This is a genomic window from Methylobacterium sp. 1030 (assembly GCF_040544715.1).
Taxonomy (GTDB): Bacteria; Pseudomonadota; Alphaproteobacteria; order Rhizobiales; family Beijerinckiaceae; genus Methylobacterium.
In genome coordinates this window covers 204,503-229,761 of record NZ_JBEPKM010000002.1, presented here as the reverse complement: position 1 = coordinate 229,761, position 25,259 = coordinate 204,503, and the positions used below count along the sequence as shown (strand labels likewise).

The 25,259-nt window shown below is 71.7% G+C and carries 23 protein-coding genes; 8 read left to right on the top strand and 15 right to left on the bottom strand.

Features of this window, described 5'->3' with window-relative positions; translation table 11 throughout:
* The first annotated feature begins 84 nt into the window (after positions 1–84).
* Positions 85–258, top strand: coding sequence for a hypothetical protein (locus ABIC30_RS03440; RefSeq protein WP_020091463.1), 174 nt, complete (start codon positions 85–87; stop codon positions 256–258).
* Between the two features lie 21 nt (positions 259–279).
* Here ABIC30_RS03440 and panE read toward each other — a convergent pair whose 3' ends face one another.
* From panE to ABIC30_RS03425, 3 genes are all read right to left on the bottom strand, one after another.
* Positions 280–1,224: a 2-dehydropantoate 2-reductase gene (panE, locus tag ABIC30_RS03435; RefSeq protein WP_020091462.1), complete on the bottom strand. Its 945-nt coding sequence runs from the start codon at positions 1,222–1,224 to the stop codon at positions 280–282.
* 7 nt (positions 1,225–1,231) lie between these two features.
* The gene (guaB, locus tag ABIC30_RS03430) at positions 1,232–2,725 is read right to left on the bottom strand and encodes an IMP dehydrogenase (RefSeq protein ID WP_020091461.1); all 1,494 of its coding nucleotides are present in this window, start codon (positions 2,723–2,725) and stop codon (positions 1,232–1,234) included.
* Positions 2,726–2,943: 218 nt separating this feature from the next.
* Positions 2,944–3,834 (bottom strand): DUF3313 domain-containing protein, encoded by an 891-nt coding sequence (locus ABIC30_RS03425; protein ID WP_091924392.1) that lies wholly within the window; start codon positions 3,832–3,834, stop codon positions 2,944–2,946.
* 207 nt (positions 3,835–4,041) lie between these two features.
* On the opposite strand from ABIC30_RS03425, the gene ABIC30_RS03420 reads away from it, so the two are divergent.
* Entirely contained in the window at positions 4,042–5,490 is a 1,449-nt protein-coding gene (locus tag ABIC30_RS03420; protein WP_354454209.1) for an MFS transporter, read from the top strand.
* Here ABIC30_RS03420 and ABIC30_RS03415 read toward each other — a convergent pair whose 3' ends face one another.
* The 4 genes from ABIC30_RS03415 to ABIC30_RS03400 all read right to left on the bottom strand — a co-directional run bounded on the left by ABIC30_RS03415 (position 5,491) and on the right by ABIC30_RS03400 (position 9,196).
* Positions 5,491–6,018, bottom strand: a complete 528-nt coding sequence (locus tag ABIC30_RS03415) for a DoxX family membrane protein (RefSeq protein ID WP_354454068.1) — start codon at positions 6,016–6,018, stop codon at positions 5,491–5,493. It lies immediately after the preceding gene.
* A gap of 86 nt (positions 6,019–6,104) precedes the next feature.
* Positions 6,105–7,271, bottom strand: coding sequence for a multidrug effflux MFS transporter (locus ABIC30_RS03410; protein ID WP_354454207.1), 1,167 nt, complete (start codon positions 7,269–7,271; stop codon positions 6,105–6,107).
* A 192-nt stretch (positions 7,272–7,463) separates the two neighbouring features.
* Complete coding sequence (locus ABIC30_RS03405) at positions 7,464–8,750, bottom strand: MFS transporter (protein WP_354454066.1); 1,287 nt, start codon at positions 8,748–8,750, stop codon at positions 7,464–7,466.
* A 29-nt stretch (positions 8,751–8,779) separates the two neighbouring features.
* Positions 8,780–9,196, bottom strand: a complete 417-nt coding sequence (locus ABIC30_RS03400) for a MarR family winged helix-turn-helix transcriptional regulator (protein ID WP_020091455.1) — start codon at positions 9,194–9,196, stop codon at positions 8,780–8,782.
* Between the two features lie 159 nt (positions 9,197–9,355).
* On the opposite strand from ABIC30_RS03400, the gene ABIC30_RS03395 reads away from it, so the two are divergent.
* A complete protein-coding gene (locus tag ABIC30_RS03395) occupies positions 9,356–14,200 on the top strand; it encodes an NAD-glutamate dehydrogenase (RefSeq protein WP_020091454.1) in 4,845 nt (1,614 codons plus the stop codon).
* Between the two features lie 4 nt (positions 14,201–14,204).
* Here the strand turns inward: ABIC30_RS03395 and ABIC30_RS03390 are convergent, their stop codons facing one another.
* Both ABIC30_RS03390 and ABIC30_RS03385 read right to left on the bottom strand, forming a co-directional pair.
* Positions 14,205–15,380 (bottom strand): MFS transporter, encoded by a 1,176-nt coding sequence (locus tag ABIC30_RS03390; protein ID WP_020091453.1) that lies wholly within the window; start codon positions 15,378–15,380, stop codon positions 14,205–14,207.
* Between the two features lie 153 nt (positions 15,381–15,533).
* Positions 15,534–16,034, bottom strand: a complete 501-nt coding sequence (locus ABIC30_RS03385; RefSeq protein ID WP_020091452.1) for a Ros/MucR family transcriptional regulator — start codon at positions 16,032–16,034, stop codon at positions 15,534–15,536.
* Between the two features lie 318 nt (positions 16,035–16,352).
* Between ABIC30_RS03385 and ABIC30_RS03380 the strand changes: the two genes are divergently transcribed.
* On the top strand, positions 16,353–18,131 hold the full coding sequence (locus tag ABIC30_RS03380; protein WP_020091451.1) for an outer membrane beta-barrel protein: 1,779 nt from the start codon (positions 16,353–16,355) through the stop codon (positions 18,129–18,131).
* Between the two features lie 7 nt (positions 18,132–18,138).
* On the opposite strand, the gene ABIC30_RS03375 is transcribed toward ABIC30_RS03380, so the two are convergent.
* Both ABIC30_RS03375 and ABIC30_RS03370 read right to left on the bottom strand, forming a co-directional pair.
* Complete coding sequence (locus tag ABIC30_RS03375) at positions 18,139–18,843, bottom strand: SDR family NAD(P)-dependent oxidoreductase (protein WP_020091450.1); 705 nt, start codon at positions 18,841–18,843, stop codon at positions 18,139–18,141.
* 58 nt (positions 18,844–18,901) lie between these two features.
* Positions 18,902–19,390, bottom strand: coding sequence for a nucleoside deaminase (locus ABIC30_RS03370; protein ID WP_020091449.1), 489 nt, complete (start codon positions 19,388–19,390; stop codon positions 18,902–18,904).
* A gap of 146 nt (positions 19,391–19,536) precedes the next feature.
* Between ABIC30_RS03370 and ABIC30_RS03365 the strand changes: the two genes are divergently transcribed.
* The 4 genes from ABIC30_RS03365 to rsmD all read left to right on the top strand — a co-directional run bounded on the left by ABIC30_RS03365 (position 19,537) and on the right by rsmD (position 22,498).
* The gene (locus ABIC30_RS03365) at positions 19,537–19,728 is read left to right on the top strand and encodes a CsbD family protein (protein WP_020091448.1); all 192 of its coding nucleotides are present in this window, start codon (positions 19,537–19,539) and stop codon (positions 19,726–19,728) included.
* A 77-nt stretch (positions 19,729–19,805) separates the two neighbouring features.
* Positions 19,806–19,982 carry a DUF1328 domain-containing protein gene (locus ABIC30_RS03360; RefSeq protein WP_012317097.1) on the top strand — a complete coding sequence of 59 codons (177 nt, stop codon included), beginning with the start codon at positions 19,806–19,808 and terminating at the stop codon, positions 19,980–19,982.
* A gap of 132 nt (positions 19,983–20,114) precedes the next feature.
* A complete protein-coding gene (locus ABIC30_RS03355; RefSeq protein WP_354454062.1) occupies positions 20,115–21,944 on the top strand; it encodes a pseudouridine synthase in 1,830 nt (609 codons plus the stop codon).
* Entirely contained in the window at positions 21,941–22,498 is a 558-nt protein-coding gene (rsmD, locus tag ABIC30_RS03350; protein WP_091978370.1) for a 16S rRNA (guanine(966)-N(2))-methyltransferase RsmD, read from the top strand. The genes ABIC30_RS03355 and rsmD overlap by 4 nt, the downstream gene beginning before the upstream one ends.
* Before the next feature lie 7 nt (positions 22,499–22,505).
* Here the strand turns inward: rsmD and ABIC30_RS03345 are convergent, their stop codons facing one another.
* The 4 genes from ABIC30_RS03345 to ABIC30_RS03330 all read right to left on the bottom strand — a co-directional run bounded on the left by ABIC30_RS03345 (position 22,506) and on the right by ABIC30_RS03330 (position 25,249).
* Positions 22,506–22,880 carry a cupin domain-containing protein gene (locus tag ABIC30_RS03345; protein WP_354454059.1) on the bottom strand — a complete coding sequence of 125 codons (375 nt, stop codon included), beginning with the start codon at positions 22,878–22,880 and terminating at the stop codon, positions 22,506–22,508.
* A 56-nt stretch (positions 22,881–22,936) separates the two neighbouring features.
* On the bottom strand, positions 22,937–23,377 hold the full coding sequence (locus ABIC30_RS03340; RefSeq protein ID WP_056521969.1) for a helix-turn-helix domain-containing protein: 441 nt from the start codon (positions 23,375–23,377) through the stop codon (positions 22,937–22,939).
* A 397-nt stretch (positions 23,378–23,774) separates the two neighbouring features.
* Entirely contained in the window at positions 23,775–24,713 is a 939-nt protein-coding gene (locus ABIC30_RS03335) for an alpha/beta fold hydrolase (RefSeq protein ID WP_354454057.1), read from the bottom strand.
* A complete protein-coding gene (locus ABIC30_RS03330; RefSeq protein ID WP_354454055.1) occupies positions 24,710–25,249 on the bottom strand; it encodes a phasin family protein in 540 nt (179 codons plus the stop codon). The genes ABIC30_RS03335 and ABIC30_RS03330 overlap by 4 nt, the downstream gene beginning before the upstream one ends.
* Between the last annotated feature and the right edge of the window lie 10 nt (positions 25,250–25,259).

Here is a 25,259-nt window from a genome sequence, read left to right as displayed (position 1 = left end):
CGGGCCGCCGCGTGTCGTATGGCATCCGCCCGCCCCGGACCAGACCGGTCCGTCGCCGGGCGCATCCCGGGAGTACCTCAGCCCATGACGTCCACCGTTCGCGTCACCCTCGCGGCCCTGGTCACCGCCTCGCTCGCCGCCTGCGCGAGCGCGCCCGCCGCCCAGCCGGAGCTGACGCCGGTGCCGCGTCCGCGGGTCGATGCCAAGACGCAGCTCGAATACGGCAACCCGCCCCCGCCGCCGCCCGGCCGCTACTGAAGCGTCCGCGCGGGGGGCGGCTCAGGCCGCCTCCCGCGCCCGGCGGGCCTCGTAGGCCTTGAGGCCGGTATAGACCGCGGCCAGGAGCGGGAACGGCACCTCCGGCGCCAGCCGCTGGCCGCGGGCGATCAGGTCGCCGATCACGTGGTCCGCCTCGATCCGCCCCTTGTTCTCGATGTCGCGCAGCATCGAGGCCGTGAAGGTGGACCCGGCCGCCGTCAGCTGCGCCCGCGCCCGCTCGGCCACGACGGCGCGCGGCTCGTAGCCGCTGGCCGCGGCGACGCTCGTGCATTCGGCGTGCAGCGCAGAGATCAGCGCGGTGCCCTCGGGCGCCGCCACGATGTCGCCGACCGCGGCGCGCATCAGCGTGGTCGCCCCGGCGAGCGTCGCCAGGAACACCCACTTCTCCCACATCTCCTGCAGGATCACGTCGCTCAGGCGCGGCTGAAACTTGAGGCCGCGCATCAGGGCGTCGACCGCCTCGATCCGCGCCGAGCGCGACCCGTCGCGCTCGCCGTAGGTGATGCTGCACAGCTCGCTCATGTGGCGGATCGCGCCGTCCGGCGCGAGCGTCGCGGCGATCGCGCAGGAGCCGCCGAGCACGCGCCCGGCGCCGAACCGGGCGTCGAGCACGTCGAGATGCGACATGCCGTTGAGCACGGGCAGGATCGCGGTGTCAGGGCCCACGGCCGGCGCGAGGTCCGCGACGGCGCTGTCGAGGTCGTAGGCCTTGCACGACAGCAGGATCAGGTCGAACTGCCCGGCCCCGGCCAGCTTATCGGCCGTGACGGTGGGCGGAGCGGGCAGGTGCAGGTCGCCGAGCGGCGAGCGGACGTTCAGGCCGTCCGCCGCCAGCTTCGCCGCCCGCGCCGGCCGAACCAGGAAGGTCACGTCGGCGCCCGCCTCGGCGAGGCGCGCCCCGAAATAGCCGCCGGTCGCGCCGGCCCCGACGATCAGCGTGCGCATCGATGCCTCAGGTCCGCGACGGGTAGTTCGGGCTCTCGCGGGTGATCGTCACGTCGTGGACGTGGCTCTCGCGCAGGCCGGCATTGGTGATGCGGATGAACTGCGCCCGCTCCTGGAACTCGGGGATCGTGGCGCCGCCGACGTAGCCCATGGCGGCGCGCAGGCCGCCGGCGAGCTGGTGCAGGACGTTGCCGACTGGGCCCTTGTAGGGGACCTGCCCCTCGATGCCCTCCGGCACGAGCTTGTGCGTGTCGTTCACCTCGGCCTGGAAGTAGCGGTCGGCCGAGCCGCGGGCCATGGCGCCCACCGAGCCCATGCCGCGGTACGACTTGTAGGAGCGGCCCTGGTAGAGGAACACCTCGCCGGGCGCCTCGTCGGTGCCGGCGAGCAGCGAGCCGAGCATCGCCACGGAGGCGCCGGCCGCGATCGCCTTGGCGAGGTCGCCCGAATACTTGATGCCGCCGTCGGCGATGACCGGGACGTCGGCCTCGCCGGCCGCCTCGACCGCCTCCATCAGCGCGGTGAGCTGCGGCACGCCCACGCCCGCCACGATGCGGGTCGTGCAGATCGAGCCCGGGCCGATGCCGACCTTGATGGCGTCGGCGCCGGCATCGATCAGCGCCTTGGCGCCGTCCCGCGTCGCGACGTTGCCGGCGATGACCTGAACGGCGTTCGAGAGCTGCTTCACCCGGGCGACGGCATCGAGCACCTTGATCGAGTGGCCGTGGGCGGTGTCGACCACGATCACGTCGCAGCCGGCGTCGATCAGGCGCTCGGCCCGCTCGAAGCCGCTGTCGCCCGTCGTCGTGGCGGCGGCGACGCGCAGCCGACCCTGCTCGTCCTTGACGGCGTTCGGGTAGGCGACGCGCTTCTCGATATCTTTGACGGTGATCAGGCCGATGCAGCGGTAATGGTCGTCGACGACCAGCAGCTTCTCGATCCGGAATTGGTGGAGCAGCCGCTTGGCCTCGTCCTGGGTCACGCCCTCGCGGACCGTGATCAGGCGGTCGCGGGTCATCAGCTCGGCGACCGGCTGGTTGGAGTTCGTCGCGAAGCGGACGTCGCGGTTGGTCAGGATGCCGACGAGCTTGCCCCGCGAGCCGTTGGGGCCGCGCTCGACCACCGGGATGCCGGAGATCCGGTTGAGCTTCATCACCTCGAAGGCGTCGGCGAGCGTCTCGTCGGGGTGGATGGTGATGGGGTTCATCACCATGCCGGACTCGTACTTCTTGACGAGGCGGACCTGCTCGGCCTGCTCCGGCGGCTCGAGGTTGCGGTGGATGACGCCCATGCCGCCGTTGGCCGCCATGGCGATGGCCATCGGCGCTTCGGTGACCGTGTCCATCGCCGAGGCGAGGATCGGCAGGTTCAGCGGAATCGTGCGGGTCAGCCGCGAGGCGACGCTAACCTCGGTCGGCATCACCGAGGAGGCGGCGGGCCGCAGGAGCACGTCGTCGAAGGTGAGTCCCTCGATGATCGATGCGGTTTCTACTCGGGCCATGTGCCAACTTTCCTCGGACGGCAGCGCGCGTGGAGGCCGCGCTGCGGGATCGGGTTGGCAAGTGCCAGTATCACGGGCTCCGCGAAGGCGCCAATGCGCGGTTGATGCGTCGCAGCGCGAAAACGCGCATGGCTCGAGGCTTATCCACGCCCGCTCGACGGGCGCGGCAGTGCCGTGAACGGACGTCCGCGGTCAGACGCGGAGTTGGCGCGGGCGCCTCAGCGCATCGCCGGCGTGGCCGGGCCCTTGTCGGTGTACTCGGGCGGTAGGCCGATATAGTCGCCGAGCATGCCGTCGATGCCCGGCGCTCGGCCGAAGGCCTCGCAGTCCGGGTCGAGGGGGGCCTCGCCGAGGGTGGTGATGCGGATCCGGTCCCAAGTCGGGATCGTGTTGGGGGCCGTGAACGGGTCATCGCCGGTCGCCAGCATGTAGCCGAAATCCTGGCCGAACTCCCCGGCGAGGTCGTAGGCGTCGCTGGCGCGGGAGAAGCGCGGCTGGCTGGTGAACGAGTTGGCCGCTCCGCCCCAGACCATGGCGGCCCGCTGCTCGCGGCGCCGGTCCAGAGCCTCGGCCTCGACCGTCAGGCTCCCGAGCCCGATCGGCACGCGCGGGATCGGCACGCGCCCGACACCCTCGGCGAAGCTCAGGCCGAGCTGCGAGGCGACCGTCACGCCCGCCGAGCCCGCGATGGTCGCGCCGGCACCGAGAAGGTCCGTCGGATCGACGCGGGTGACCTGCGCCCGCACGGTCAGGTCGGCGTCACGGCTGGTGACGATGTCGTACTTCAGCGACAGGTCGTAGCACAGCGCCCGGTCGGCGGCGTTGGCGATGAGCCGCCGCTCGGCGGCCGTCAGCGGGGCGGCGCCGGACACGTCGGCGTGGAACGCCGTCGGGATGATGCGGACGGTGCGGGCCTTCGCCAGGGCCGGCCGGTCGACGTAGATCCGCGAGGCCGAGGCGACCTGATCGCTGGACTTGAGCCGGTCGTAGCGCGTCAGCGAGCCGCGATCGTTGAGCAGGACAGTGCCGCAGGCGGCGACCATCGAGAGAAGGGCGACGCCGGCGGCGATCCGCGCCACGGAGCGGACCTTGCTGGGGCTGGACTGCATCGAAATCCTCGCGCGCCGGCCCCGGGCCGGCTGGAGCGGCCTCACGGACGCGTGATGGAAACTTAGCCATTGGCGCACCCGCAAAAAAGGTGGCCCCGCGCCGCGGCTCAACCTCTGTTGCACGGGGGATACATTCGCGAAACACGAGGGTGCGAGGTGGCCGCGCTGCCGTGCAACCGCGGCGGCGCCACATGCGTCTGCTGTATGATGCCCGCGACCACCCAAAGACCGCTCTGGATCGTCCCCCTGACGGTCGCCACCGCGCTGTTCATGGAGAACACCGATTCCACGGTGATCGCCACGGCGCTCCCGAGCATCGCCGCGAGCCTCCACGAGGACCCGATCGCCCTCAAGCTGGCGCTGACCTCCTACCTGGTCAGCCTCGCGATCTTCATCCCGGTGAGCGGCTGGATGGCCGACCGGTACGGGTCGCGGACGGTGTTCCGCGCGGCCCTCGTGGTGTTCATGGCCGGCTCGCTCGCCTGCGCGGCCGCGAACGGCCTCGCGTGGTTCGTCGCCGCGCGGTTCCTCCAGGGTATGGGGGGCGCCATGATGGTGCCGGTCGGGCGCCTCGTGGTGCTGCGCAGCGTGCCGAAATCGCAGCTCGTGACGGCCCTCGCCTACCTGACCTTCCCGGCGCTGGTCGGCCCAGTGCTCGGTCCGCCGGTCGGCGGCCTGATCACCACGTGGTTCGACTGGCGCTGGATCTTCTTCATCAACCTGCCGATCGGCTGCGCCGGAATCGTGCTGGCGAGCCTGTACTTCGAGGACGTGCGGGAGCCGGAGCGGCCGCCCCTCGACCTGCTCGGCTTCGCGCTGCTCGGGACCGGCCTCGCCGCCCTGATGCTCGGCCTCGCCTCCCTCGGCCGCCACCTGCTGCCGGCGGAAGTCTCCTGGGGCTGCCTCGCCGCGGGCGCGGTGCTCCTGCCGCTCTACTGGGCACATGCCCGGCGGGTGCCCTACCCGATCGTCCGCCTCGACCTGATGCGGCGGCCGACCTTCCGGGTCGCGGTGCTCGGCGGCAGCCTGTTCCGGATCGGCACCGGCGCGATCCCGTTCCTGCTGCCGCTGATGCTGCAGGTCGGCTTCGGGCTCGACGCCCTGCAGTCGGGCCTGATCACCTTCGCGGCGGCGGCCGGCGCGATGTTCGTGAAGACTCTGGGTCCGCGGATCCTGCGCCGCACCGGCTTCCGCGCCCTGATGGTCTGGAACACCCTGCTGGCCTCGGCCTTCCTGGCGGTCAACGGGTTCTACACCGCGCAGACGCCCCACTGGATCATGGTGATCCTGCTGTTCGTCGGCGGCTGCTCGCGCTCGATCCAGTTCACCTGCGTCAACGCCATCGCGTACGCCGACCTCGAATCGAAGGAGATGAGCGCGGCCACGAGCTTCGCCAGCGTCTGCCAGCAGCTGTCGCTCAGCCTCGGCGTCACGCTGGGCGCGCTGGCGCTCGAGGGGTATGCCGGGTTTCACGGCCGAACGGAGATCCAGGCCTCGGATTTCGGGCCGGCCTTCTTCGCCGTCGCCGTGATCTCGGCGGCATCGGCACTGGCCTTCCGCAACCTGTCGCCGGATGCCGGCGCGGAGATCTCCGGGCGGAAGATGGCTGCCGCGCCGCCCGCCCCGACGACCGAGATGAGGCCGCGGCACGGCTGATCAGGCCGCGGCGCGGGCCGGCGGCCGGCCGGCAGCGCGTTTGCCGGCGTTCCGCGGCGCGCTACCCTTGCCGGAAGCCTTCGCGGGGGCGGCCTTCGCGCTCGGCGCCGCGGCGCGGGTTCCCGCGCGCCAGCCCTGCCAGCTGAGCGCGCCCGGACCGTTCAGGGCGTACATGAGGAACCCGCCCGCGAGGCCGAGATCGGCCAGCATCAGCGTGCGCTCGGCGACCGCGGCGGGTCCCACATAGTACCAGAACGGGTGGAGCACGAAGGCCGTCACGACGGCGAAGAGCGCGAGCGCCAGCCCGGTGAGCCCCGGCAGGAGGCCGAGGATCAGGGCGAGCGGTCCGAACACCTGCACCACCACGGCGGCGGTGGCGACGCCGTTGGGAAACGGCATCCCGGCCCCCGCGAGCGCCAGCGCGAACCCCGACACGTTGAGCGTCCGGGCGATCCCGGTCGGCAGGAGCGCGGCGGCCAGCAGCAGGCGCGCGACGAGGAGGGTTCCGTCCTGGGCGCGGGCGAGCATCGGCGTGTCCGGTCGGGTGGATCAGGACGGCAGTTTTGCAACTTTCCGCTGAAGACCCCGTTAAGGACGCCGCCTCAACCGACGCCTCAACCGCCGACGCCGCCGCGGAACAGCCGGCCGCGCTCGGTCCAGGCGACCACGAGGAGCGCCAGGGCGCCGAGACTCGCGTAGCCGATCGCCACGGGGAGCACCGTGCCGTCGAAGGACTGGCCGATCAGGAAGCCGCAGAACGCGCCCAGGATCGTGGTGTAGAAGCCCAGGAACGACGAGGCCGTGCCGGCGATGGCGCCAAGGGGCTCCAGAGCGAGGGCGTTGAAGTTCGGCATCGCGAAGCTGATCAGGAACTGGTTCACCGCGAGGACCGACAGGAACAGGGCCAGCGGCGGGTGGCCGTGATAGGCCAGCCCGACGCCGACCTGCGCGAGGCCGACGAGCGTGAAGGCGATGACGCCGCCGTGCGACATCGCCCGCATCCCGAGCCGCCGGACCACGCGGGCGTTGATCAGGGTCGCCGCGCCCATGGCGCCCGCCACGAGCCCGAAGGCCAGCGGGAAGAGCGGGCCGAGGTGGTACAGGCCGGTATCGAAAACCTGCTGGGCCGAGCCGACGTAGCCCATGATGCAGCCGGTCATCAGTCCGAGCGCGGTGGCGTAACCGACGGCGACGCGGGTCTTCAGCGTCAGGCGGATCGCCTCCCAGGTCGCGGCCGGCGAGAGCGGCCGGCGGTATTCCGGGTGCAGCGTCTCGGGCATCCGCAGCGAGAACCAGATCGTCAGCCAGAAGGCGAGGACCAGCATCGAGACGAAGACGTAGACCCAGGAGCCCAGCGCCAGCATCATGCCGCCGATCGCCGGTGCGATCATCGGGACGATCAGGAACACCATCATGGTGAGCGACATGACGCTCGCCATCTCGCGGCCCGCGAACCGGTCGCGCACGATCGCCACCGACAGCACCCGCCCGCCGGCGGCGCCGATGCCCTGGATGATCCGGGCGGCGAGCAGCCAGCCGAAGCTCGGCGCCACCATGGCGAGGAAGCAGCCGATCACGTAGACGGCGAGGCTCGCCAGCAGCACCGGCCGTCGCCCGAGGGCGTCGGAGACCGGCCCGTAGACGATCTGCGCAAAGCCGAAGCCGATCATGTAGACGTAGACGAGGAGCTGCAGCCGGTTGGGGTCGGCCACCGCGAACCGCGCCTCGATGGCCGGGAAGGCGGGCAGCAGGTTGTCGATGGAGATCGCCGTCACCGCCATCATCAGGGCGATGATGGCGACGAACTCGGCGAAGCCCGGCCCCGACCAGGGCCGCGGGGCGCGGACGTCCTGGACCGGCGGCACGGGCCGAATCGCGATGGTCACGGCGGGCTCTCGGGGTGCGCGGGAACGGGCCGATCAGGGCTCGTCCTTCACGGCACAGTTGTGACAACCCTGCCCGCGCCGCGCAGTTCAGGCCGGCAGCGGGCGCAGGGCCGGCGCCTCGGGCTTGCGGCCCACGAAGGCGGCCATCAGGGCGGCGACGAGGCAGAGCAGGCCGGCCGCCACGAAGGCGCCGAGATAGGTGCCGCTCTCGGTCCGGACCATGCCGGCGAGCCACGCCGCGGACGCCGCGCCGATCTGGTGCGCGGCCGCGATCCAGCCGAACATCAGCGGGGCGTTCTCCTCCCCGAAGGATTTGCCCGCGAGCTGAACGGTGGGCGGCACCGTGGCGATCCAGTCGAGCCCGTAGAAGACCGCGAACAGCGACAGGCCGTAGAAGCTGTAGTCGAACGAGTAGGGCAGGAAGATCAGCGAGAGTCCGCGCAGGCCGTAGTACCAGGCCAGCAGTTTGCGCGAATCGAACCGGTCGGTGAGCCAGCCCGAGGCCGTGGTGCCGATCAGATCGCAGATTCCCATGAGCGCCAGCAGGCCGGCGGCCGTGACCTCGGCGATGCCGTGATCGATGCAGGCCGGGATCAGGTGGGTGCCGATCAGGCCGTTGGTCGAGGCGCCGCAGATGAAGAACGTGCCGGCGAGCAGCCAGAAATCCCGGGAGCGCAGGCCGATGCGCAACCCGCGGAGCGCCCGCACGGCCGGGTTCTCGGTCAGCACCGGCGTCGGCGTCACCGCGTCCTCACCGTAGCGGGGCAGGCCGAGATCCGCCGGCCGGTCGCGCAGGAGCAGGGCCGCCAGCGGGATCAGCGCCAGGGTCGCGGCGGCGACCACCAGCGAGACGGAGCGCCAGCCCTGCCCCACCGCGATCGAGGCCAGCATCGGCAGGAAGACCAGCTGACCCGTGGCGCTGCTCGCGGTCAGCAGGCCGAGCACGAGACCCCGGCGCTTGGCGAACCAGCGCCCGGCCACGGTGGCGCCCAGCACGTTGGCCACCATGCCGGATCCGGATCCGACGACGAGGCCCCAGAGCACGACCATCTGCCAGGGCGCGGTCATCAGGCTCGTGGCGGCGGTGCCGATCGCCAGGATCAGGAGTGCGCCGCAGACCGAGCGCCGCAGGCCGAACCGCTCGATGATCGCCACCGCGAAGGGGCCGATCATCCCGTACAGGAAGATGTTGAGCGCGATGCCGACGCCGATCGTGGCCGCGGTCCAGCCGAATTCCCGCTCCCAGGGGACGATCAACACGCTCGGCGTGGCGCGGACACCGGCCCCGACGAGCAGGACCAGGAAGGTCACCGCGACGACGATCCAGGCGTAGTGCAGGCGCGACCCGGGGCGCGTCTCTGTCAGGGCGGTCATGGACGGGCTCCGGAAGCGGGGCGGATCGGTCAGGCGGCGGAGATCAGGGACTCCGCCAGGGCGGAGACGGTCGCGGGATCGACCCGGGCGTTGATACGGCTCTGCGCCTCGCGCCAGTAGGGCGTCGCGGCCGCGAGGGCCTCGCGGCCCGACGCGGTCAGGGACACGCGGCGCTCGCGCGGATCCGACGTGCCGGGCGTGACCGAGACGAAGCCGCGGCGCTTGAGCGGGTCGAGATTGCGGCCCATCGTGGTCCGCTCCAGCGCTGCCTCGGCGGCGAGGCGGGAGACCGGGACCGGTCCGAGCCGGTCCAGCAGCCGCAGGATCGCGAACTGGGTCACGCGGAGCCCGGTCGGCTTCAGGGCGGCGTCGTAGATCGCCGTCAGCGCCCGCGTGGCGCGACGCAGGGCGGAGCAGGTGCACGGCTCGGGTGACGGGGCGCTCATGGTATGGGTGTATATGCACGCATCGGGCGTTCGGCAAGGCGAAGCTGACGGTTCGCAGCGATCGACACCCGTTGGCCCGGAAACGGGCGGGCGCTGTCATCGACACGGCCGGTCACGCTGCTATCGCTTGGGCGAGTGACCCGGTTCGGGAGAAGCGCGATGACACTCGAGACCGCGACGGCGTTGTCCTCCTCGGAGCAGAAGACGGCCCGCACCGGGCTGATAGAGGCGGCCGCCGACATCGTCACCGAGCAGGGCGGACCCGGCGGCTTCGTCCGCGACCTGTTCGGCCGCGTGACGCCGGAGGATCTCGCTCCCTACGATCCCTCTGTCCTGGCGGATCTCGCCGCCCGCGCCCGCGCCTTCCTGTCCGAGCCGCGGAGGCCGGGCGACCCGGCGCGGCTGCGCCTGAGCGACAGCCAGCTGGTGCGCGACGGCCGTGCGCGCGAGACGACGGTCCTGGAGGTGATCAACGACAACCGTCCGTTCCTGCTGGACTCGACCCTGGCCGAACTGACCGAGCAGGGCCTCGCCCCGCAGCTCGTGGCGCACCCGATCCTCGGGGTGGAGCGGGACGGCGCGGGCGGGCTCATCCGGGTGGTCGGGGAGACGACCGCGGACGCGCAGGGCAGTCTCGCGCGCGAGAGCTTCATCCACATCCACCTCGACCCCGTGGCGGCCGAGACCGGCGAGCGGCTCCTGAACGCGCTCGCGACGGTCTACCGGGATGTCGCCCTGGCGAGCGACGACCACGACGCCATGCTGGCGCGCCTCACCGACCTCGCCGCCGATCTCGGGCGCGGGCCGACCCCGATGCCGGGACCGGAGACCGAGGAGGCGCGCGCCTTCCTCGAATGGCTGACCGACGGCCAGTTCCTCATCCTCGGCCTGCAGGAGCACGGCATCGCCGGCGACGCTCACCCGCTGGTCGAGGGGTCGAGCCTCGGCGTGCTCCGCGATCCCGGCGCGACGCCCCTGCGCCGTGGCCGGACGCCGGTGGACTACACGCCGGAGATCCTCGCCTTCCTGGAAGAGCCGCAGCCGCTGATCATCACCAAGGCCAGCGTGAAGTCCCGAGTCCACCGCTCGGCCTACCTGGACTATATCGGCGTCAAGCTGTTCTCCGGCCTCGGCAAGCTGTCGGGCGAGGTGCGGATCGTCGGCCTGTTCACCGCCTCGGCCTACACGAGCCCGGCCCGCGAGGTTCCGGTCCTACGCCGGAAGGTCGAGGCCGTCGTCCAGCGCGCCGGCCTCGACCCGACGAGCCATGCCGGCCGCAGCCTCCTCGCCGTGCTGGAGAGCTACCCGCGGGACGAACTCTTCCAGATCGACGGCGAGCGGCTCTACCGGTTCACCCTGGCCATCGCCGCCCTGGCCGACCGCCCGCGGGTCCGCGTGCTGTCCCGGCCCGACCGGTTCGGCCGCTTCGTGTCGCTGCTCGTCTACGTCCCGAAGGACCGCTACGATTCCGCGATCCGGGGACGGATCGGCAGCTACCTCGCCGAGACCTACGGCGGGCGGCTCAGCGCGTCCTACCCCGACTACCCGGAAGGCTCGCTCGCCCGGATCCACTACATCATCGGCCTGCCCGATCAGGGCAGCCCCGAGCACGATCCCGCCTCCCTGGAGGCCGGGATCGTCGCCCTGGTCCGGACCTGGGGCGACGCGCTGCGGGCGGCGCTGGCCGAATCCCAGGGGGGCGACCGCGCGCGGCAACTCGCCGCCCGCTACGGCGACGCGTTCTCGGCCGCCTATCGGGACAATTTCCAGCCTGAGGTCGCCGTCGCCGACGTGACGATCCTCGACAGCCTCGGCGAGACTCAGCCGCGGGCCGTCCATCTCGATCGGCGGCCCAGCGACCCCGAGGCGCAGGTCCGCCTGAAGGCGTTCTCGCGCGGCACGGCGATCGCGCTGTCCGACCGGGTCCCGGCGCTCGAGAATCTCGGCTTCCGCGTCATCAACGAGCGCACGTACCAGATCGCGCCGGCCGGGACGGACGAGGCCGCGCGGGTCTGGCTGCACGACATGCTGATCGAGCGGGCCACCGGCGCCCCGATCGACCTCGCGGCGCTGGAACGCCCGCTGGAGGCCGCGATGCTCGCCATCGCGGACGGCATCGCCGAGTCCGACGGGTACAACCGGCTCGTCCTTGAGGCAGCCCTCCCCTGGCGGGAGGCGGCCCTGCTGCGGGCCCTGGGCCGCTACCTGCGCCAGCTGCGTATCCGCTACGGGCAGGACTACCTCGCGGGCACGCTGAGCCGCCACGCCGGGATCGCGCGCGCGATCGTGGCGCTGTTCCGCGCCCGGTTCGACCCGGCGCTCACCGGTGACCGGACCGCGCAGGAGGCCGAGGTACGCGCCGAGATCGAGACGGCGCTCGCCGAGGTCACGAGCCTCGACGACGACCGGATCCTCCGCCGGTTCGTCAACCTCGTCGAGGCGGCGGTGCGGACGAACTTCTACCAGACAGGCGCCGACGGGCAGCCGCGAGAGACGATCAGCTTCAAGTTCGCCTGCGCCAAGGTGACGGCGATGCCGCTGCCGCGGCCGTTCTTCGAGATCTTCGTCTACTCGCCCCGCGTCGAAGGCGTGCACCTCCGCTTCGGCTACGTGGCCCGCGGCGGCCTGCGCTGGTCCGACCGGCCGGAGGATTTCCGCACCGAGATCCTCGGCCTCGTGAAGGCCCAGCAGGTGAAGAACGCCGTGATCGTGCCGGTGGGCGCCAAGGGCGGCTTCTTTCCGAAGCGGCTGCCGCCGGCCTCCGACCGCGCCGCCTGGATGCAGGAGGGGACCGAGAGCTACCGGATCTTCATCCGCACGCTGCTCGAACTGACCGACAACATCGTCGACAACGCCATCGTGCCGCCGCCCGACACGGTGCGGCACGATCCCGACGACGCCTACCTGGTGGTCGCCGCCGACAAGGGCACCGCCACCTTCTCGGACATCGCCAACGCCCTCTCGCTGGAGAAGGGCCACTGGCTCGGCGACGCCTTCGCGTCCGGCGGCAGCCAGGGCTACGACCACAAGGGCATGGGCATCACCGCCCGCGGCGCCTGGGAGGCGGTGCGCCGGCATTTCCGCGAGATCGACGTGGACGTGCAGACCGACCCAATCACCACGGTCGGCGTCGGCGACATGTCGGGCGACGTCTTCGGCAACGGCATGCTCCTCTCCGAGAGCATCCGCCTGATCGCGGCCTTCGACCACCGCGACATCTTCCTCGACCCGAACCCGGACGCCGCGGCGAGCTTCGCCGAGCGGCGGCGCCTGTTCGATCTGGGGCGGTCCTCCTGGGCGGATTACGACAAGAGCCAGATCTCGGAGGGCGGCGGCGTGTTCCCGCGCAGCCTGAAGACCGTGCCGCTCTCGGAGGCGATCCGGTCGGCGCTGGGCTTCGACCGGTCCGAGGCGACGCCCACCGAGCTGATGCAGGCGATCCTGAAGGCGCCGGCCGACCTGCTCTGGTTCGGCGGAATCGGCACCTATGTCCGGGCCACCACCGAGACCGACGAAGATGCCGGCGACCGCGCGAACGACGCCCTGCGCATCACTGGGCCGGAGCTGCGCGCGAAGGTCGTCGGCGAGGGCGCCAATCTCGGCCTGACGCAGCGCGGGCGCATCGAGGCGGCGCGCGCGGGCGTCCGCCTCAACACCGACGCGATCGACAACTCGGCCGGCGTGAACACGTCGGATGTCGAGGTGAACATCAAGATCGCGCTGATGACGCCGGAGCGGGACGGCAGGCTCAGCTACGAGGCGCGCAACACCCTGCTCGCCGACATGACCGACGAGGTCGGGCGCCTCGTGCTGCGCAACAACGAGTTGCAGACGCTCGCCCTGTCCCTTGCCCAGCGCGGAGGGCTGGGGGAAACCGGTTTCGCCATGCGGACGATGCAGGCACTGGAGGCGGAGGGCCGGCTCGACCGGGCGGTGGAGTTCCTGCCGGACGACGGCACGCTCGCCGAGCGCATGCGGCGGAACGAGGGGCTGACCCGCCCGGAATACGCCGTGCTGCTCGCCTACGCGAAGCTGTCGCTGCACGACGCGATCCTCGAGAGCGCCGTGCCGAACGACCCGTACTTCGACCGGGAGCTGCAGCGCTACTTCCCGAAGGCCCTGCGCGAACGCTTCCCCGACGCCGTCAAGGGACACCGCCTGCGCCGCGAGATCATCGCCACGGCGCTCGCCAACATCATCGTCAATCGCGGCGGCCCGTCGCTGGTGACGCGCCTCGTCGACGGCACCGGCGCGGACGCCGCGACCATCGCCAAGGCCTACGCGGTGACCCGCGACGCCTTCGGCCTGATGGAGCTGAACCTCGCCATCGACGGCCTCGCCGGTCGGGTTCCCGGCCAGGGCCAGCTCGACCTCTACGCCGAGGTGCAGGATCTGCTGACGAACCGGATCGTCTGGTTCATCCGCAACCTCGACCTGGGCGGCGGCCTCGCCCCGGTGGTCGCCCGCTACCGGGACGGCATCGCCGCCGTGGAGGCCGCCCTACCCAACGTGCTCGGCGACGAGGCGCTGGCGACGATCGGCGCCCGCGCGGCGGAGCTGACCGGGCACGGCATGGCCCCGGCCCAGGCGCGGCGCCTGGCCTCGCTCAGCGCGCTGGTCTCCGCCCCCGACATCGTCCGGGTCGCGGAGGCCAGCGGCCGGCCGGTCGAGGAGGTCGCGGCCACGCATTTCGCCCTGGAGCACGCCTTCCGCCTGGACGACCTCGCCGCCGCGGCGCGGACCGTCCCGGTGGCCGACACGTTCGACCGCGTGGCCCTGGAGCGCGCGGGCGCCGGCATTGCTGCCGCGCACCGCAAGTTGACGGCCGAGGTCGTGGCGGATCTCGGCGCCGGGCCGGAGGCGGTGGAGGCCTGGATCCGGGCGCGCGGCACCTCGCTCGCCCGGATCCGCGAGGCCGTGGACGCGATCAGCGCCTCCGGCCTCACGGTCTCCAAGGCGACGGTGGCGGCGAGCCTGCTCGGCGACCTCGTCCGGGCCGACTGATCGATCAGGCCCCGGGCGCGGATGCCGGTATGACGCTCCGGCGTCCGCGGCCGACCGCGGTGAGCACCAGTCCGAGCCCGGCGAGCGACACCGCGGCGGCGATCAGCGGGAGCTGGCCGTAGCCGGCCCCGAGGGTCAGCGCCGTGCCCCCGATCCAGGCGCCGGTGGCGTTGCCGAGGTTGAACGCGCCCTGGTTCAGCGTGGAGGCAAGGTTCGGCGCGTCGCTCGCCGCCTCCACGACCCAGATCTGGAGGGGCGAGACCAGGGCGAAGACCAGGCCCGACCAGAGCACCACGACCGCCACCGTGAGCGCCGGATGGTGCGCGACCGCGGCGAGCACCAGCAGGGCCGCCACGATGCCCAGGAAGCTGCCGACGATGGTGGCCATCGGGCCCCGGTCGGCCAGATGCCCACCGAGGAGATTGCCGACGGTCAGGCCCGTGCCGGCGGCGAACAGCACGCCGGTCACGCCCTGCGGCGTGAAGCCGGTCACGCCGGTCAGGAACGGCGTGATGTAGGTGAACACCGTGAAGAAGCTCACCGAGGACAGCGTCGAGATCAGCATCGGCCGCAGCACCGGCCAGCGCCCGAGCGCGCGAAACTCGCTGACGAGCCGGCCGCGGGTCCCGGGAAGCCCGTCCGGCACGCAGAGCTGGATCGCGAGCCCGGCCGCGAGCCCAATCACGACCACCGCCCAGAAGGTCGAGCGCCAGCCCGCCTCCTGCCCGAGGGCGGTGCCCAGCGGCACGCCGAGCACGTTGGCGAGGGTGAGGCCCGCGAACATCAGCGAGACCGCCTGCGTGCGCTTCTCCCGCGGCACGAGATCCCGCGCCACAACGGCGCCGATGCCGAAGAACGCGCCGTGCGCGAAGGCCGTCAGGATCCGCGCGGCCATGAGCAGGGCGTAGCTCGGCGCCAGCGCGCAACCGAGATTGCCGGCCAGGAACACCGCCATCAGCGCCAGCAGCGCGGTCTTGCGCGGCAGGCCCGCGGTCGCGATCGCCACGATCGGCGCGCCCACGACCACGCCCATGGCGTAGCCCGAGACGAGGTAGCCGGCCTGGGGAATGGTGACGCCGAAGCTCTGCGCCACCTCCGGGAGCAGGCCCATGATGACGAATTCGGTCGTGCCGATCCCGAACGAGGCGACGGCGAGGGCGAGGATCGGCAGGGGCGGCACGGGGACGTCCTTCGGCGCGGGCTGAGCTCGATGGTGCAGAGCAGCATCGCAGCGCGTTCGCCGATGGATAGCGTCGGAGGCGCGGCGCACAGTTGCGCGGCGCGCAAGGGCCGCGTCGCGGATACGACGCGGCTTAGCCCCGGCTCGGACCTCTCACTCAGCCGGTACCTTCTTCCGTCTCCGCGCCTTCGCAGTCGGCGCAGGGGGCGCCTCGATGGCGGCCGCGGCCCCTCCGCGGGTCTTCCGGCGCTGCTGTCCGAGCCCGAGGGCGCGTGCCAGCTCAGATCGCTGCGCCGAATAGCTCGCCGCGGTCATCGGATAGTCCCGGGGCAGGCCCCACTTCTCCCGGTAGGCTTCGGGCGTCAGGCCGCGCAGCGTCAGGTGACGCCGGAGCGTCTTGTACGGCTTCCCGTCCTCGAAGCTGACGATGTGATCATTCGTGACCGATTTGCGGATCTGCGACGGACTGAGCTTCTCGACGCTCGAGTTCGCGGCGCGACCTTGAGTTGTCAAACTGTTCAGCGCCGCGTGGATACCGCCGATCAATCCGGGAAGTTCGGAGACCGGAACGGAGTTGTTCGACACGTAAGCGGCGACGATATCGACCGCGAGCCCGATCGCCGGGCTGAGCTCACTGCCTGCGTTCTCACTCACGGCAAACCTCAAGAGTTACAATCATTCAGGCCGATCAATTCCTCTCGGAGTCGATCGAAGTCTGCACCTATGTAGCATAGTGCACGAATTAGCTCAAACGTATTCGTGATCGACAGGTGAGATCGGATCGATGGGCCGCAAACCTTCCGCCCCACCGCCGTTGACGGGGCATTAACCACGTCGCCGCTAGGGTTCGTTAACCATACCGGCACTGTTCCGGGGTGGTGTGACCTGCAATCTCCGCGCTCTGGTGCCGGGGACTTTGGCGGAGACCGGGATCAGGTGCGGACGGCGGCTGACCGGTGGGAACGGCGGAGGATGCGGCTCGCCGCCGCGGCGCTCGGCGTCACGCTCGCGGCACCGGCGGCAGCCCAGCGGTTCGACGCGACCAGCCCGGTTACCGGCCAGCCCGACAATCCCGGCATCGGCCAGGACACGGGCCCGAATGGCCTGCCCACACTCAAGCGCACGATCCCGGACGGCCTGAGCCGCGACCAGAATCGCGGGGCGCTCGGCGGCGACGCGGCGGGCGGCGAGCAGACCGGCGGTGACAGCCTTCGGTCGCCGCTCTCGCCCCCCGCGCAGACGCAGATCCCGGGTCAGCCCGGCGTGTCCCAGCTCAGCACCCGCGTCACCACAGGGGGACGGCGCACCGGCGGATCTTCGACGGCACCGGCCAATCTCGCGCCGTCGACTCTCCTGCGCACGCGCGCCGCTCCGCCGCGGCGGATCGGCTCGGCGACGCGGCGGGTCACTCAGGACGTCACGCAGATCCCGCCGCCGGCGCTGCGGCTGACGCCGGTGGTCCAGCAGGCGGTCGTCGGGGTCCCGAACCCGCAGGTCGTGACGCCGATCCGGCCGATCCTCCCGTTCCAGTCGATCGCGCCGGCCCTCGGCCTCCTGACCCCGGGCTTCATCCTCGGCACCGACCTAGCGCGCGCGATCCCCACCGATCCGGCCTACGCGCCGATCGGCTATCAGGTCGGCACCTTCACGGTCCTGCCCACCTTCGCCCAGAGCGTCGGCTACGATTCGAACCCGGACCAGACCACCCGCCAGATCGCCAAGGGCTCGGTCGCGCTGCGCACCGACGCCACGGTCGACTTCCGGAGCAACTGGTCCTCCAGCTCGCTGCAGGGCTCGCTCCGGGGCTCGTACCTCGAGACCCCGCAGAACGAGGCCGCGAGCCGCCCCGCGGCAGACGGCGTGGTCCGGCTGCGCATCGACGCCAACCGGGACCTGCGCATCGACGCGGAGGGGCGGTTCTTGGTGGACACGCAGCGCACGTCGAGCGCCAACCTCCAGGCTGCCACCGCCACGACACGGCCGCTCCTGGCCGTCTACGGCGGTTCGCTCGGGGCGACGGAGACGTTCAACCGCCTGTCGGTCACCCTGCGCGGGTCCGTCGACCGCTCCGAGTTCGACAATGCGCGTTTGGCGGACGGGACGATCGTCAATCAATCCGACCGCAACCTGAACCAGTACAGCCTGCAGCTGCGCACGGCCTACGAGATCAACCCGGATTTCAGCCCGTTCATCGACCTGCTCGGCGACACGCGCGTCTACGACCGCCGCTTCGACGCGACGGGCGTCCGGCGCGACTCGGACGGCATCGCGGTCGCCTTCGGGACGAGCATCGGCCTCGCGCGCTCGGTGACGGGCGAGATCTCCGCCGGCATCCAGCATCGGACCTACGTCGATCCGAGCCTGCGCGACATCAACGCGCCGTTGCTCAACGCGGCCCTGGTCTGGGCGGCGAGTCCGCTCACGACCGTCCGTCTCACCGCCGCGACCGGCGTCACCGAGACGACGATCCCGGGCTCCAGCGGCGTGCTCACCGAGGTCGCGACGCTCGAGGTGCAGCACGACCTGCTGCGCAACCTCTCGATCGTCCTCGGCGGATCGTATCTCCGGAACGACTACCAGAGCAGCAGCATCCGTGAGAACGGGTTCTCGGCGACCGCGCGGCTCGACTACCACTTCACCCGCTGGCTGACCCTGCGCGGCACGTACATCTATCAGAAGTTCGACAGCACGGTCGCCGGGTCCAGCTTCCGGGAGAACACCTTCCTACTCGGCCTGCGCGTGAATCCCTGAGGCGGCCTCAGAACCGCTCCGTCCAGGGACGCAGTTCCAGTTCGGAGGTCCAGGCGCTACGATCCTGGCGCAGGAGGTCGCGATAGGCCCTGGCGATGGCGTCGGGATCGAGATGGCTGTCGGGGGCCTCCGGCGGCTCGCCGCCGCGGGCCGGATTGCGGATGGCGCCGTCGATCACGATGTGCGCGACGTGGATCCCGTGGGGCTGCAATTCCCGGGCGAGGCTCTGACCCAGTCCTCGCAGCGCGAACTTCCCCATCGCGAACGGGGCCGATCCCGCGAAGCCCTTCACGCTCGCCGAGGCGCCGGTGAGCAGGATCGCGCCGTGGCGATGCGGCAGCATGCGGCGCGCCGCGGCCTGCGCCACGAGGAAACCACCGTACGCGGACACCATCAGCGCCTGGGCGACCGCGTCCGGGTCGAGATCGGCGACCGGGCCGCGGAGACGACCGCTCGCGTTGTAGACGACGACGTCCGGCGGACCGCCGAGCGCCGGCTCCAGGCGGGCGAACAGCGCTTCGACCTCAGCGGGCTGGCTGGCGTCGCAGGCATGGACAGCCGCGCCCGTCTCCGCCGCCAGTGCGGCGAGCTTGTCGACGTTCCGGGCGGCGAGGCCGATCGTCATGCCGTCGGCGGCGAGCAGGCGCGCGAGCGATGCGCTGAGGCCGGCGCCCGCCCCGACGATCAGGGCTCTGGAATAGGTCGGGATCATCCTCTCCTCCTCTGCTGACCCGCCCAGGGCCGATGGGAACCTGTACGCCCGCCCCGCGTCAGTCGCGGCGCTGCGCGAAGAACGCCCGGAGCAGATCGGCCGCCTCGCGCTCGCGGAACCCGCCGTAGACCTCCGGCACGTGGTGGCAGGTCGGCTGATCGAAGACGCGCGGCCCGTGCTCGACCCCACCCCCCTTCGGATCGGCCGCGCCGTAGTAGAGTCGCCGGATGCGCGCGAAGGATATCGCGCCCGCGCACATCGGGCACGGCTCCAGGGTGACGTAGAGATCGCAGCCGACGAGGCGCTCGGTGCCGAGGGCCGCGCAGGCCGCGCGGATCGCCAGGATCTCGGCGTGCGCCGTCGGGTCGTGCAATTCGCGCGGCCGATTATGCGCCACCGCCAGGATGACCCCGTCCCGGACAACCGCGGCGCCGACCGGGACCTCCCCGGCAGCGGCCGCGGCGCGGGCGGCCGCGAAAGCGTGATCGAGCGCGGTCAGCGGTCCGGACGTTTCCGCTCGCGCCGGATGGATCGGATCGGCAGCCAAGCTGTTCTCATCCCACTGACGCGACGGACCCGGGGCGGCGGGCTGGCCTGACCCAAGTCAATGTTAAGGCCTGGAACATTCCGCCGACCGTGACCGTTTCAGGAACCAGTGCGGCGCCGCCGCAGATCGAACAAGAGGACAACGCCATGAGCAGCACCACCGACAAGATCAAGGGCGTCGCCAACGAGGCCGTCGGCAAGGCCAAGCAGGGCATCGGCGACGTGACCGGTAACGACAAGCTCAAGGCCGAAGGTGCCGCCCAGGAACTCAAGGGCAAGGCCCAGGGCACCGTCGGCGACGCCAAAAGCGCGGTGAAGTCCGCCACCGACAAGCTCTGATCGTCGAGCGCGACCGGAACGGAACCCGCCTCGGGCAGGTTCCAGAACTGAACCGACCCGAATAACGCGAGGATGCCATGATCGGCTGGGCTGTCACGTTTCTCGTCGTCGCTCTTGTGGCGGCGCTCCTCGGTTTCGGCGGCATCGCCGGCACGGCGATGGAGGCGGCCAAGATCGTCTTCTTCGTGGCGATCGCTCTGTTCCTGATCTCCGCCGTGTTCGGCGTGATGCGCGGGCGCTCGCCGAGACTCTGACGAACGCGGGTCTTCGACCCGCCATCCAAGTCTTCGAGGCGGTCCCGACGGGCCGCCTCTTCGCGTTGAGGCGACTCGCACCGGTGCACAACCCGTCTCGCCTGTCGGAACCGGCTCTGATAAGCGGCAGGCATGAGCGACTTGCCGAACGACGATAAGCCGGAGGGGACCGCCCGTCCGGCCCCAGAGTCAGCGCGCACCGAGAGCTGGGCACCGCCCACCGATGCGGGCCGTGCCGATGCCGACACCGAGCGGCCTGCCAGTTCTGCCGCGAAGAAGACGGCGCGGAAGGCCAAGCCGCAGCCCGCCCCGCAGGCGGAGCCTCTGCCAGAGCCGCAGCCGGAGCCAGGCCCCGAAGCGTCCGCGGACGCCGAAGCCCTGATCGAGACGCCGCCCGGCGAGCGCATCGCGAAGGCGATGGCACGGGCCGGCGTCGCCTCGCGGCGCGACGCCGAGACGATGATCCTGGCCGGACGCGTGAGCGTCAACGGCGAGACGCTGACATCCCCGGCCCGCAATGTCACTGAGAACGACCGGATCCTGATCGACGGCGAGCCGATGCCGTCGCGGGAGCGCAGCCGCCTGTGGATCTTCCACAAGCCGCGGGGCGTGGTGACGACCGCCCGGGACCCGGAGGGCCGCCAGACGGTGTTCGACGTGCTCCCGGAGGATCTGCCCCGGGTCGTGGCGGTCGGACGGCTCGACATCAACACCGAGGGGCTGCTGCTGCTCACCAATGACGGCGGGCTCGCCAAGGTGATCGCGCATCCCGACACGGGCTGGCTGCGCCGCTACCGAGTCCGCGCCCACGGCGACACCGATCAGGCGCAACTCGACCGGCTGTCCAAGGGCGTCGCCATCGACGGGATGGAGTACGGCCCCGTCGAGGCGACCCTCGACCGCGTCCAGGGCGACAACGTCTGGCTGACGCTCGGCCTGCGCGAGGGCAAGAATCGCGAGGTCAAGCGCATCCTCGAGCATCTCGGACTGTCGGTGAACCGGCTGATCCGGCTCTCCTTCGGGCCCTTCCAGCTCGGCGACCTGGAGGTCGGCCTGGTCGAGGAGGTGCGGACCCGCGTCCTCAAGGATCAGCTCGGCAAGAGCCTCGCCGAGCAGGCCGGCGTGGATTTCGACAGTCCGGTCCGCGAGCCGATCTCGCCGTTCGGTGGCACCCGCCCGGCGGATCGGGACGCCCAATCGGCGCAGCCGGCATCTTCCCGGCGCAATGCCGCGCGTCCCGCGCCGGCGCCGCGCGTCTCGACCGGGGGCACCGGTCCCGGACCGCGCAACTCCGCGTGGCGCGACGAGGACGCGGCCAAGCCGCGGGGGACGCGCATTCCCCGGCGCGGCGCGGATCCCCGGGCCGCGCAGGCGGCCGCGGCAGAACGCGGCCGCGAGCGCGTCGGCTCGATCCGGGCCGGCGACCGCCGGGTCGTCGTCGAGCGCCTGTCCGCAACGCCGGCGGAGCCCGAGCCCGTCGCCAAGCCGAAGCGCCGCTTCGCCGACCGGGGGATGCCGGAGCGGCAGGAGCGCCCCGCCGGTCGGCGCGATGAGCGCCGCGGCGATGAGCGCCCTCGCCGCGAGAGCGCGCGGAGCGAGGCTCCGCGGGACGAGCGGCGATTCGACGAGCGCGGGGGCAAGCCCGGGGGCCGGCGCGACCGACCGTTCGACGCCGGGCCGGCGGAGGGCGCGTCGCGGAAGCCAGGCAGCTTCCGCGGCCAGAAGCCCGCTGCCGCCGGGGGCAAGCCCGCGTTCGGTGGCCCGAAGACCGGGGGTGCGCGTCCCGGCGGAAGCCGCCCCGGTGGCAAGCCCGGCGGTTTCGCCGGCAAGGGGGCTGGCCAGGGTCGGCGCAACGGACCCGCGGGCGGGTCGGACACGGGCGGTCGTCCTGGTGCTCGTCCCGGTGCGCCGCGCGGGGGCGCCAAGCCCGGCGGCGGCCGGCCGCCGCGCGGGACGCGGTGAGGATCGTCGGCGGCGCGTGGCGGGGCCGCAGGCTCGCCACGCCGCGCACCGACGCCATTCGGCCGACATCGGACCGCCTGCGGGAATCGTTGTTCAACGTGCTCGCCCACGCCTACGACGACGCCGTCGCCGGCGCCCGGGTCCTCGACCTGTTCGCCGGTACGGGTGCCCTCGGCTTCGAGGCGCTCTCGCGGGGCGCCGCCTACGCCCTCCTCGTCGACGAGGGCGCCGAGGCGCGCGCGGTGATCCGCGAGAACATCGAGGCCCTGGGTGCCGAAGGCGTGACGCGCCTGTTTCGGCGGGACGCGACCCGTCTCGGCCCGGCCTCCACGGCGGGCACCTTCTCGCTGGTCTTCTGCGATCCGCCCTACGGCCGTGATCTCGCGCCGCGCGCCCTGAAAAGCGCCGCCGAGGGCGCCTGGCTGGCGCCCGGGGCTCTCATCGTCGTCGAGGAGGTCGAGGCCGCGCAGGTCGTCTGGCCGGCCGGCTTCGCGGAACTGGAGCGGCGCGTCTACGGGGATACGGCCGTGGCGATCGCCCGATTCGCCGCCTGAATCGTGCTTAGTCCCGATCGCGCGAAGCCGGATCCGTAGCGCCGACCTGAGACCCGAAATGGATCGCCAGCCAGACGGTGGGTGAGTCGGTCCACTCCACCCGGTGCCGACGATGCGGCGCGATCAGCATGGCGTCGCCCGCGACGAGGCGACGGGCCTCCGCCTCGTCGGCGAACCGAAGGTCGGCCGCGCCCGTCAGGACGGCGACCCACTCGGTATCCGGCTGGTCGTAGTAGAATCCCGGCGGGCTCGCCTGACCGGTCGAGACGATGCGCTCCACCCGCAGGCCCGGCTCGGAGACCAGGACCGACACGATCTCGTCGTCCGCCCGGAGCGGCAGGTCGGCGAGCAGGTGGGTCACACGCGTCGGGAGAGAGTCCATGATCCCGCCTGCATGGACCGCACGGCGCCGGATCGGCGCCGGGCAAGGCCCGGATGTCAGGAGTTGCGCGGAGCGCCGCCCGCCTGCGGTGCCGCGCCGTCCGACGTCTTGGTCTGACCGATCCGCGCCGCGGATTTGACGAGGGAGAGCACGTCGCGGCGCATCTGATCGTCGGCGATCTGATTGTAGGCCCGGAGCAGTTCGACGGCGCCGGCGACGCGCAGCAGCGCGGGACCGCTATCCGTCGTCGCCTCGGGCTCGGGCTCGAAGAAGCTCGAGACCGGAACGCCGAGCCGCTCGGCGATCGCCTGCAGGCGGCCGGCACCGACACGGTTCTTGCCGGTCTCGTACTTCTGGACCTGCTGGAAGCTGACGCCCAGCGCGCTGGCCAGCGCGGACTGGCTCAGTCCATTCGCCGCCCGAAGGAACGCGATGCGGCTGCCGACCCCGTGATCGATGGCTGTGGTCTGCTTCGGCTTGGGGGTTGGGTTCGCCATAGTGGGTAGTCCGGATGTTCTTGCTGTCTGCAGGCTTGCTCGCCCGGATCCAGGGCGCCAATCACAACCGACAGGTGCAACATTGCGCGGCCAAGATCCAGACCTGACATCTGTTAGTGCCACAGGTCAGCCGCGCGTGCAACGAATGGTTACGCTCTCGAAATCTTAGGTCCGGAAGACCGCAATTTGGGCCCTCCAGTGCCCGCCGCGAGAACAACTCAAATACCGGGCCCGATCAAATATAAGTGAGCGAGATCAGCTAAAAATTCACTCTCGAACACTGCCGGGCGATATCGGGTTGCCTGCGCCGCGTTGGGCCCGCCGGGCCGATCCCAGCGAAATCCGTACGACAGCAAACGGTCGACTCAGGGCTCGATGGCGCGCGCCGGCGACGGAATCACGCCGCCGGGCCGAGCCAATCGAGGACGATTCGCAACTGGTCGTCGTCGAGCAACGCGGGCGCGTGGCCGCAATCGGGAATCTCGACGCGGCGCGTCGGCGGTCCCCGGCGCGTCATCTCGTCGGCCGTCGAGGCGAGGAGGAGTTCCGAGTGCTCGCCGCGGAGCAGCAGGACCGGACAGGTGATCGCGTCCCAGTCGCGCCACATGCTCACGCTGTAGACGCGGCCCGGTCGGAAGGCGTCTCCGATGCCGGGATCGTAGTGGGGCCGCCAGCCGCCGTTGGGCTCCTGGAAGAAGCTGTGCTTGGCGATGTGGCGCCACTGCTCGTCGGTGAGCGGGCCGAACGCGCCCAGCACCGTGCGCAGACGCGATTCGCCCGAGGCGAGGTTATGGTGCAGCCGGGGCGCGTCCCGCAGGCGCGACCCGATCTCGCGGATGGGCGCCCAGGGCAGGAACGGGCCGATATCGTTGATCACCATCCGGCGGATCGGGGTGCGGGCGGCCGCGGCCAGGACCATGCCGGTCAGGCCGCCGAGAGACGTGCCCACCCAGTCGATCTTCCCGGGGACCCGGAGATGGGCGATGAGCGCGGCCATGTCGGCGGCGTATTGTGGCAGGCCGTAGAGTTCCGGGTCCTTCAGCCATCCGCTGAGGCCGCGCCCAGGCAGGTCCGGGCAGATCACCCGGTACCCGAGCTTCGCGAGGCGATAGCCGAGGGCGTCGAAATCGCGGCCCTGGCGGCTGAGACCGTGGACGCAGACGACGACGTGCGGGCTGTCCGGGTCACCCCATTCCACGTAGGCGATGCGGTGGAAGTCGTGGGGCGCGTAGGCCAGGAAATGGCCGGTCCGGAACGGCACGTCGGCGCGGCTCAGGTCGTCGAGCCGCGGCGTCGCCTCAGGTCCGGGAGCGGGCGCCGCGGTGCCGGCCGTCACGGGGTCTCCGTGCGCGCGGCGGCCTCGCGGGCGAGACGGCCGGTCGTCTGATGGAGGTCGACCATCTGGTCGGTCAGCCGGCGCGCCTGCTCCTGCAGGAACGCGATGTTCAGCGCCGCGACCTCGCGGGCATCTGCCGCCTTGGCGACGCGGTCCGCGAAGTCGAGGCTCGCGCGGACATTGGTGTCGGAGGCCACGAGCATCCGGTGGCCGATCTCGCGCATTGCCGCCATGGCGTGAACCGCGTTGTCCTCGAAGGCGTTGTAGAGGCGGGCGCCGGCGGCGTCCCACTGCTCGCGCACCCGGCGGGCGCCGGCCACGTTGCTGTCGGTGAGTTGGTGCGCGGTCTCGCGGCTGGAGCCCATCACCGCGCGCCAGCCCTCGAAGCTCTGCGCCATCGAGGCCTCGAAGGCGTTCAGCGCCATCTCGCCCGCCTCGGCGAAGCGCTCGTACGCCTCGCGCGCCCGGGCGACGCCGCCCTGGACCGCGGCGCGGCCGGTCTCCCCGGAGATCGCCGGCAGGTTGTCGTTCCCCACAGTCGTCTCC

Bases quoted from the DNA above. Each gene is read 5' to 3' on its own strand.
- ABIC30_RS03440 (WP_020091463.1), top strand. From the start codon at position 85: ATGACGTCCACCGTTCGCGTCACCCTCGCGGCCCTGGTCACCGCCTCG.
- panE (WP_020091462.1), bottom strand. From the start codon at position 1,224: ATGCGCACGCTGATCGTCGGGGCCGGCGCGACCGGCGGCTATTTCGGG.
- guaB (WP_020091461.1), bottom strand. From the start codon at position 2,725: ATGGCCCGAGTAGAAACCGCATCGATCATCGAGGGACTCACCTTCGAC.
- ABIC30_RS03425 (WP_091924392.1), bottom strand. From the start codon at position 3,834: ATGCAGTCCAGCCCCAGCAAGGTCCGCTCCGTGGCGCGGATCGCCGCC.
- ABIC30_RS03420 (WP_354454209.1), top strand. From the start codon at position 4,042: ATGCCCGCGACCACCCAAAGACCGCTCTGGATCGTCCCCCTGACGGTC.
- ABIC30_RS03415 (WP_354454068.1), bottom strand. From the start codon at position 6,018: ATGCTCGCCCGCGCCCAGGACGGAACCCTCCTCGTCGCGCGCCTGCTG.
- ABIC30_RS03410 (WP_354454207.1), bottom strand. From the start codon at position 7,271: ATGGCGGTGACGGCGATCTCCATCGACAACCTGCTGCCCGCCTTCCCG.
- ABIC30_RS03405 (WP_354454066.1), bottom strand. From the start codon at position 8,750: ATGACCGCCCTGACAGAGACGCGCCCCGGGTCGCGCCTGCACTACGCC.
- ABIC30_RS03400 (WP_020091455.1), bottom strand. From the start codon at position 9,196: ATGAGCGCCCCGTCACCCGAGCCGTGCACCTGCTCCGCCCTGCGTCGC.
- ABIC30_RS03395 (WP_020091454.1), top strand. From the start codon at position 9,356: ATGACACTCGAGACCGCGACGGCGTTGTCCTCCTCGGAGCAGAAGACG.
- ABIC30_RS03380 (WP_020091451.1), top strand. From the start codon at position 16,353: ATGCGGCTCGCCGCCGCGGCGCTCGGCGTCACGCTCGCGGCACCGGCG.
- ABIC30_RS03375 (WP_020091450.1), bottom strand. From the start codon at position 18,843: ATGATCCCGACCTATTCCAGAGCCCTGATCGTCGGGGCGGGCGCCGGC.
- ABIC30_RS03365 (WP_020091448.1), top strand. From the start codon at position 19,537: ATGAGCAGCACCACCGACAAGATCAAGGGCGTCGCCAACGAGGCCGTC.
- ABIC30_RS03360 (WP_012317097.1), top strand. From the start codon at position 19,806: ATGATCGGCTGGGCTGTCACGTTTCTCGTCGTCGCTCTTGTGGCGGCG.
- ABIC30_RS03355 (WP_354454062.1), top strand. From the start codon at position 20,115: ATGAGCGACTTGCCGAACGACGATAAGCCGGAGGGGACCGCCCGTCCG.
- ABIC30_RS03345 (WP_354454059.1), bottom strand. From the start codon at position 22,880: ATGGACTCTCTCCCGACGCGTGTGACCCACCTGCTCGCCGACCTGCCG.
- ABIC30_RS03340 (WP_056521969.1), bottom strand. From the start codon at position 23,377: ATGGCGAACCCAACCCCCAAGCCGAAGCAGACCACAGCCATCGATCAC.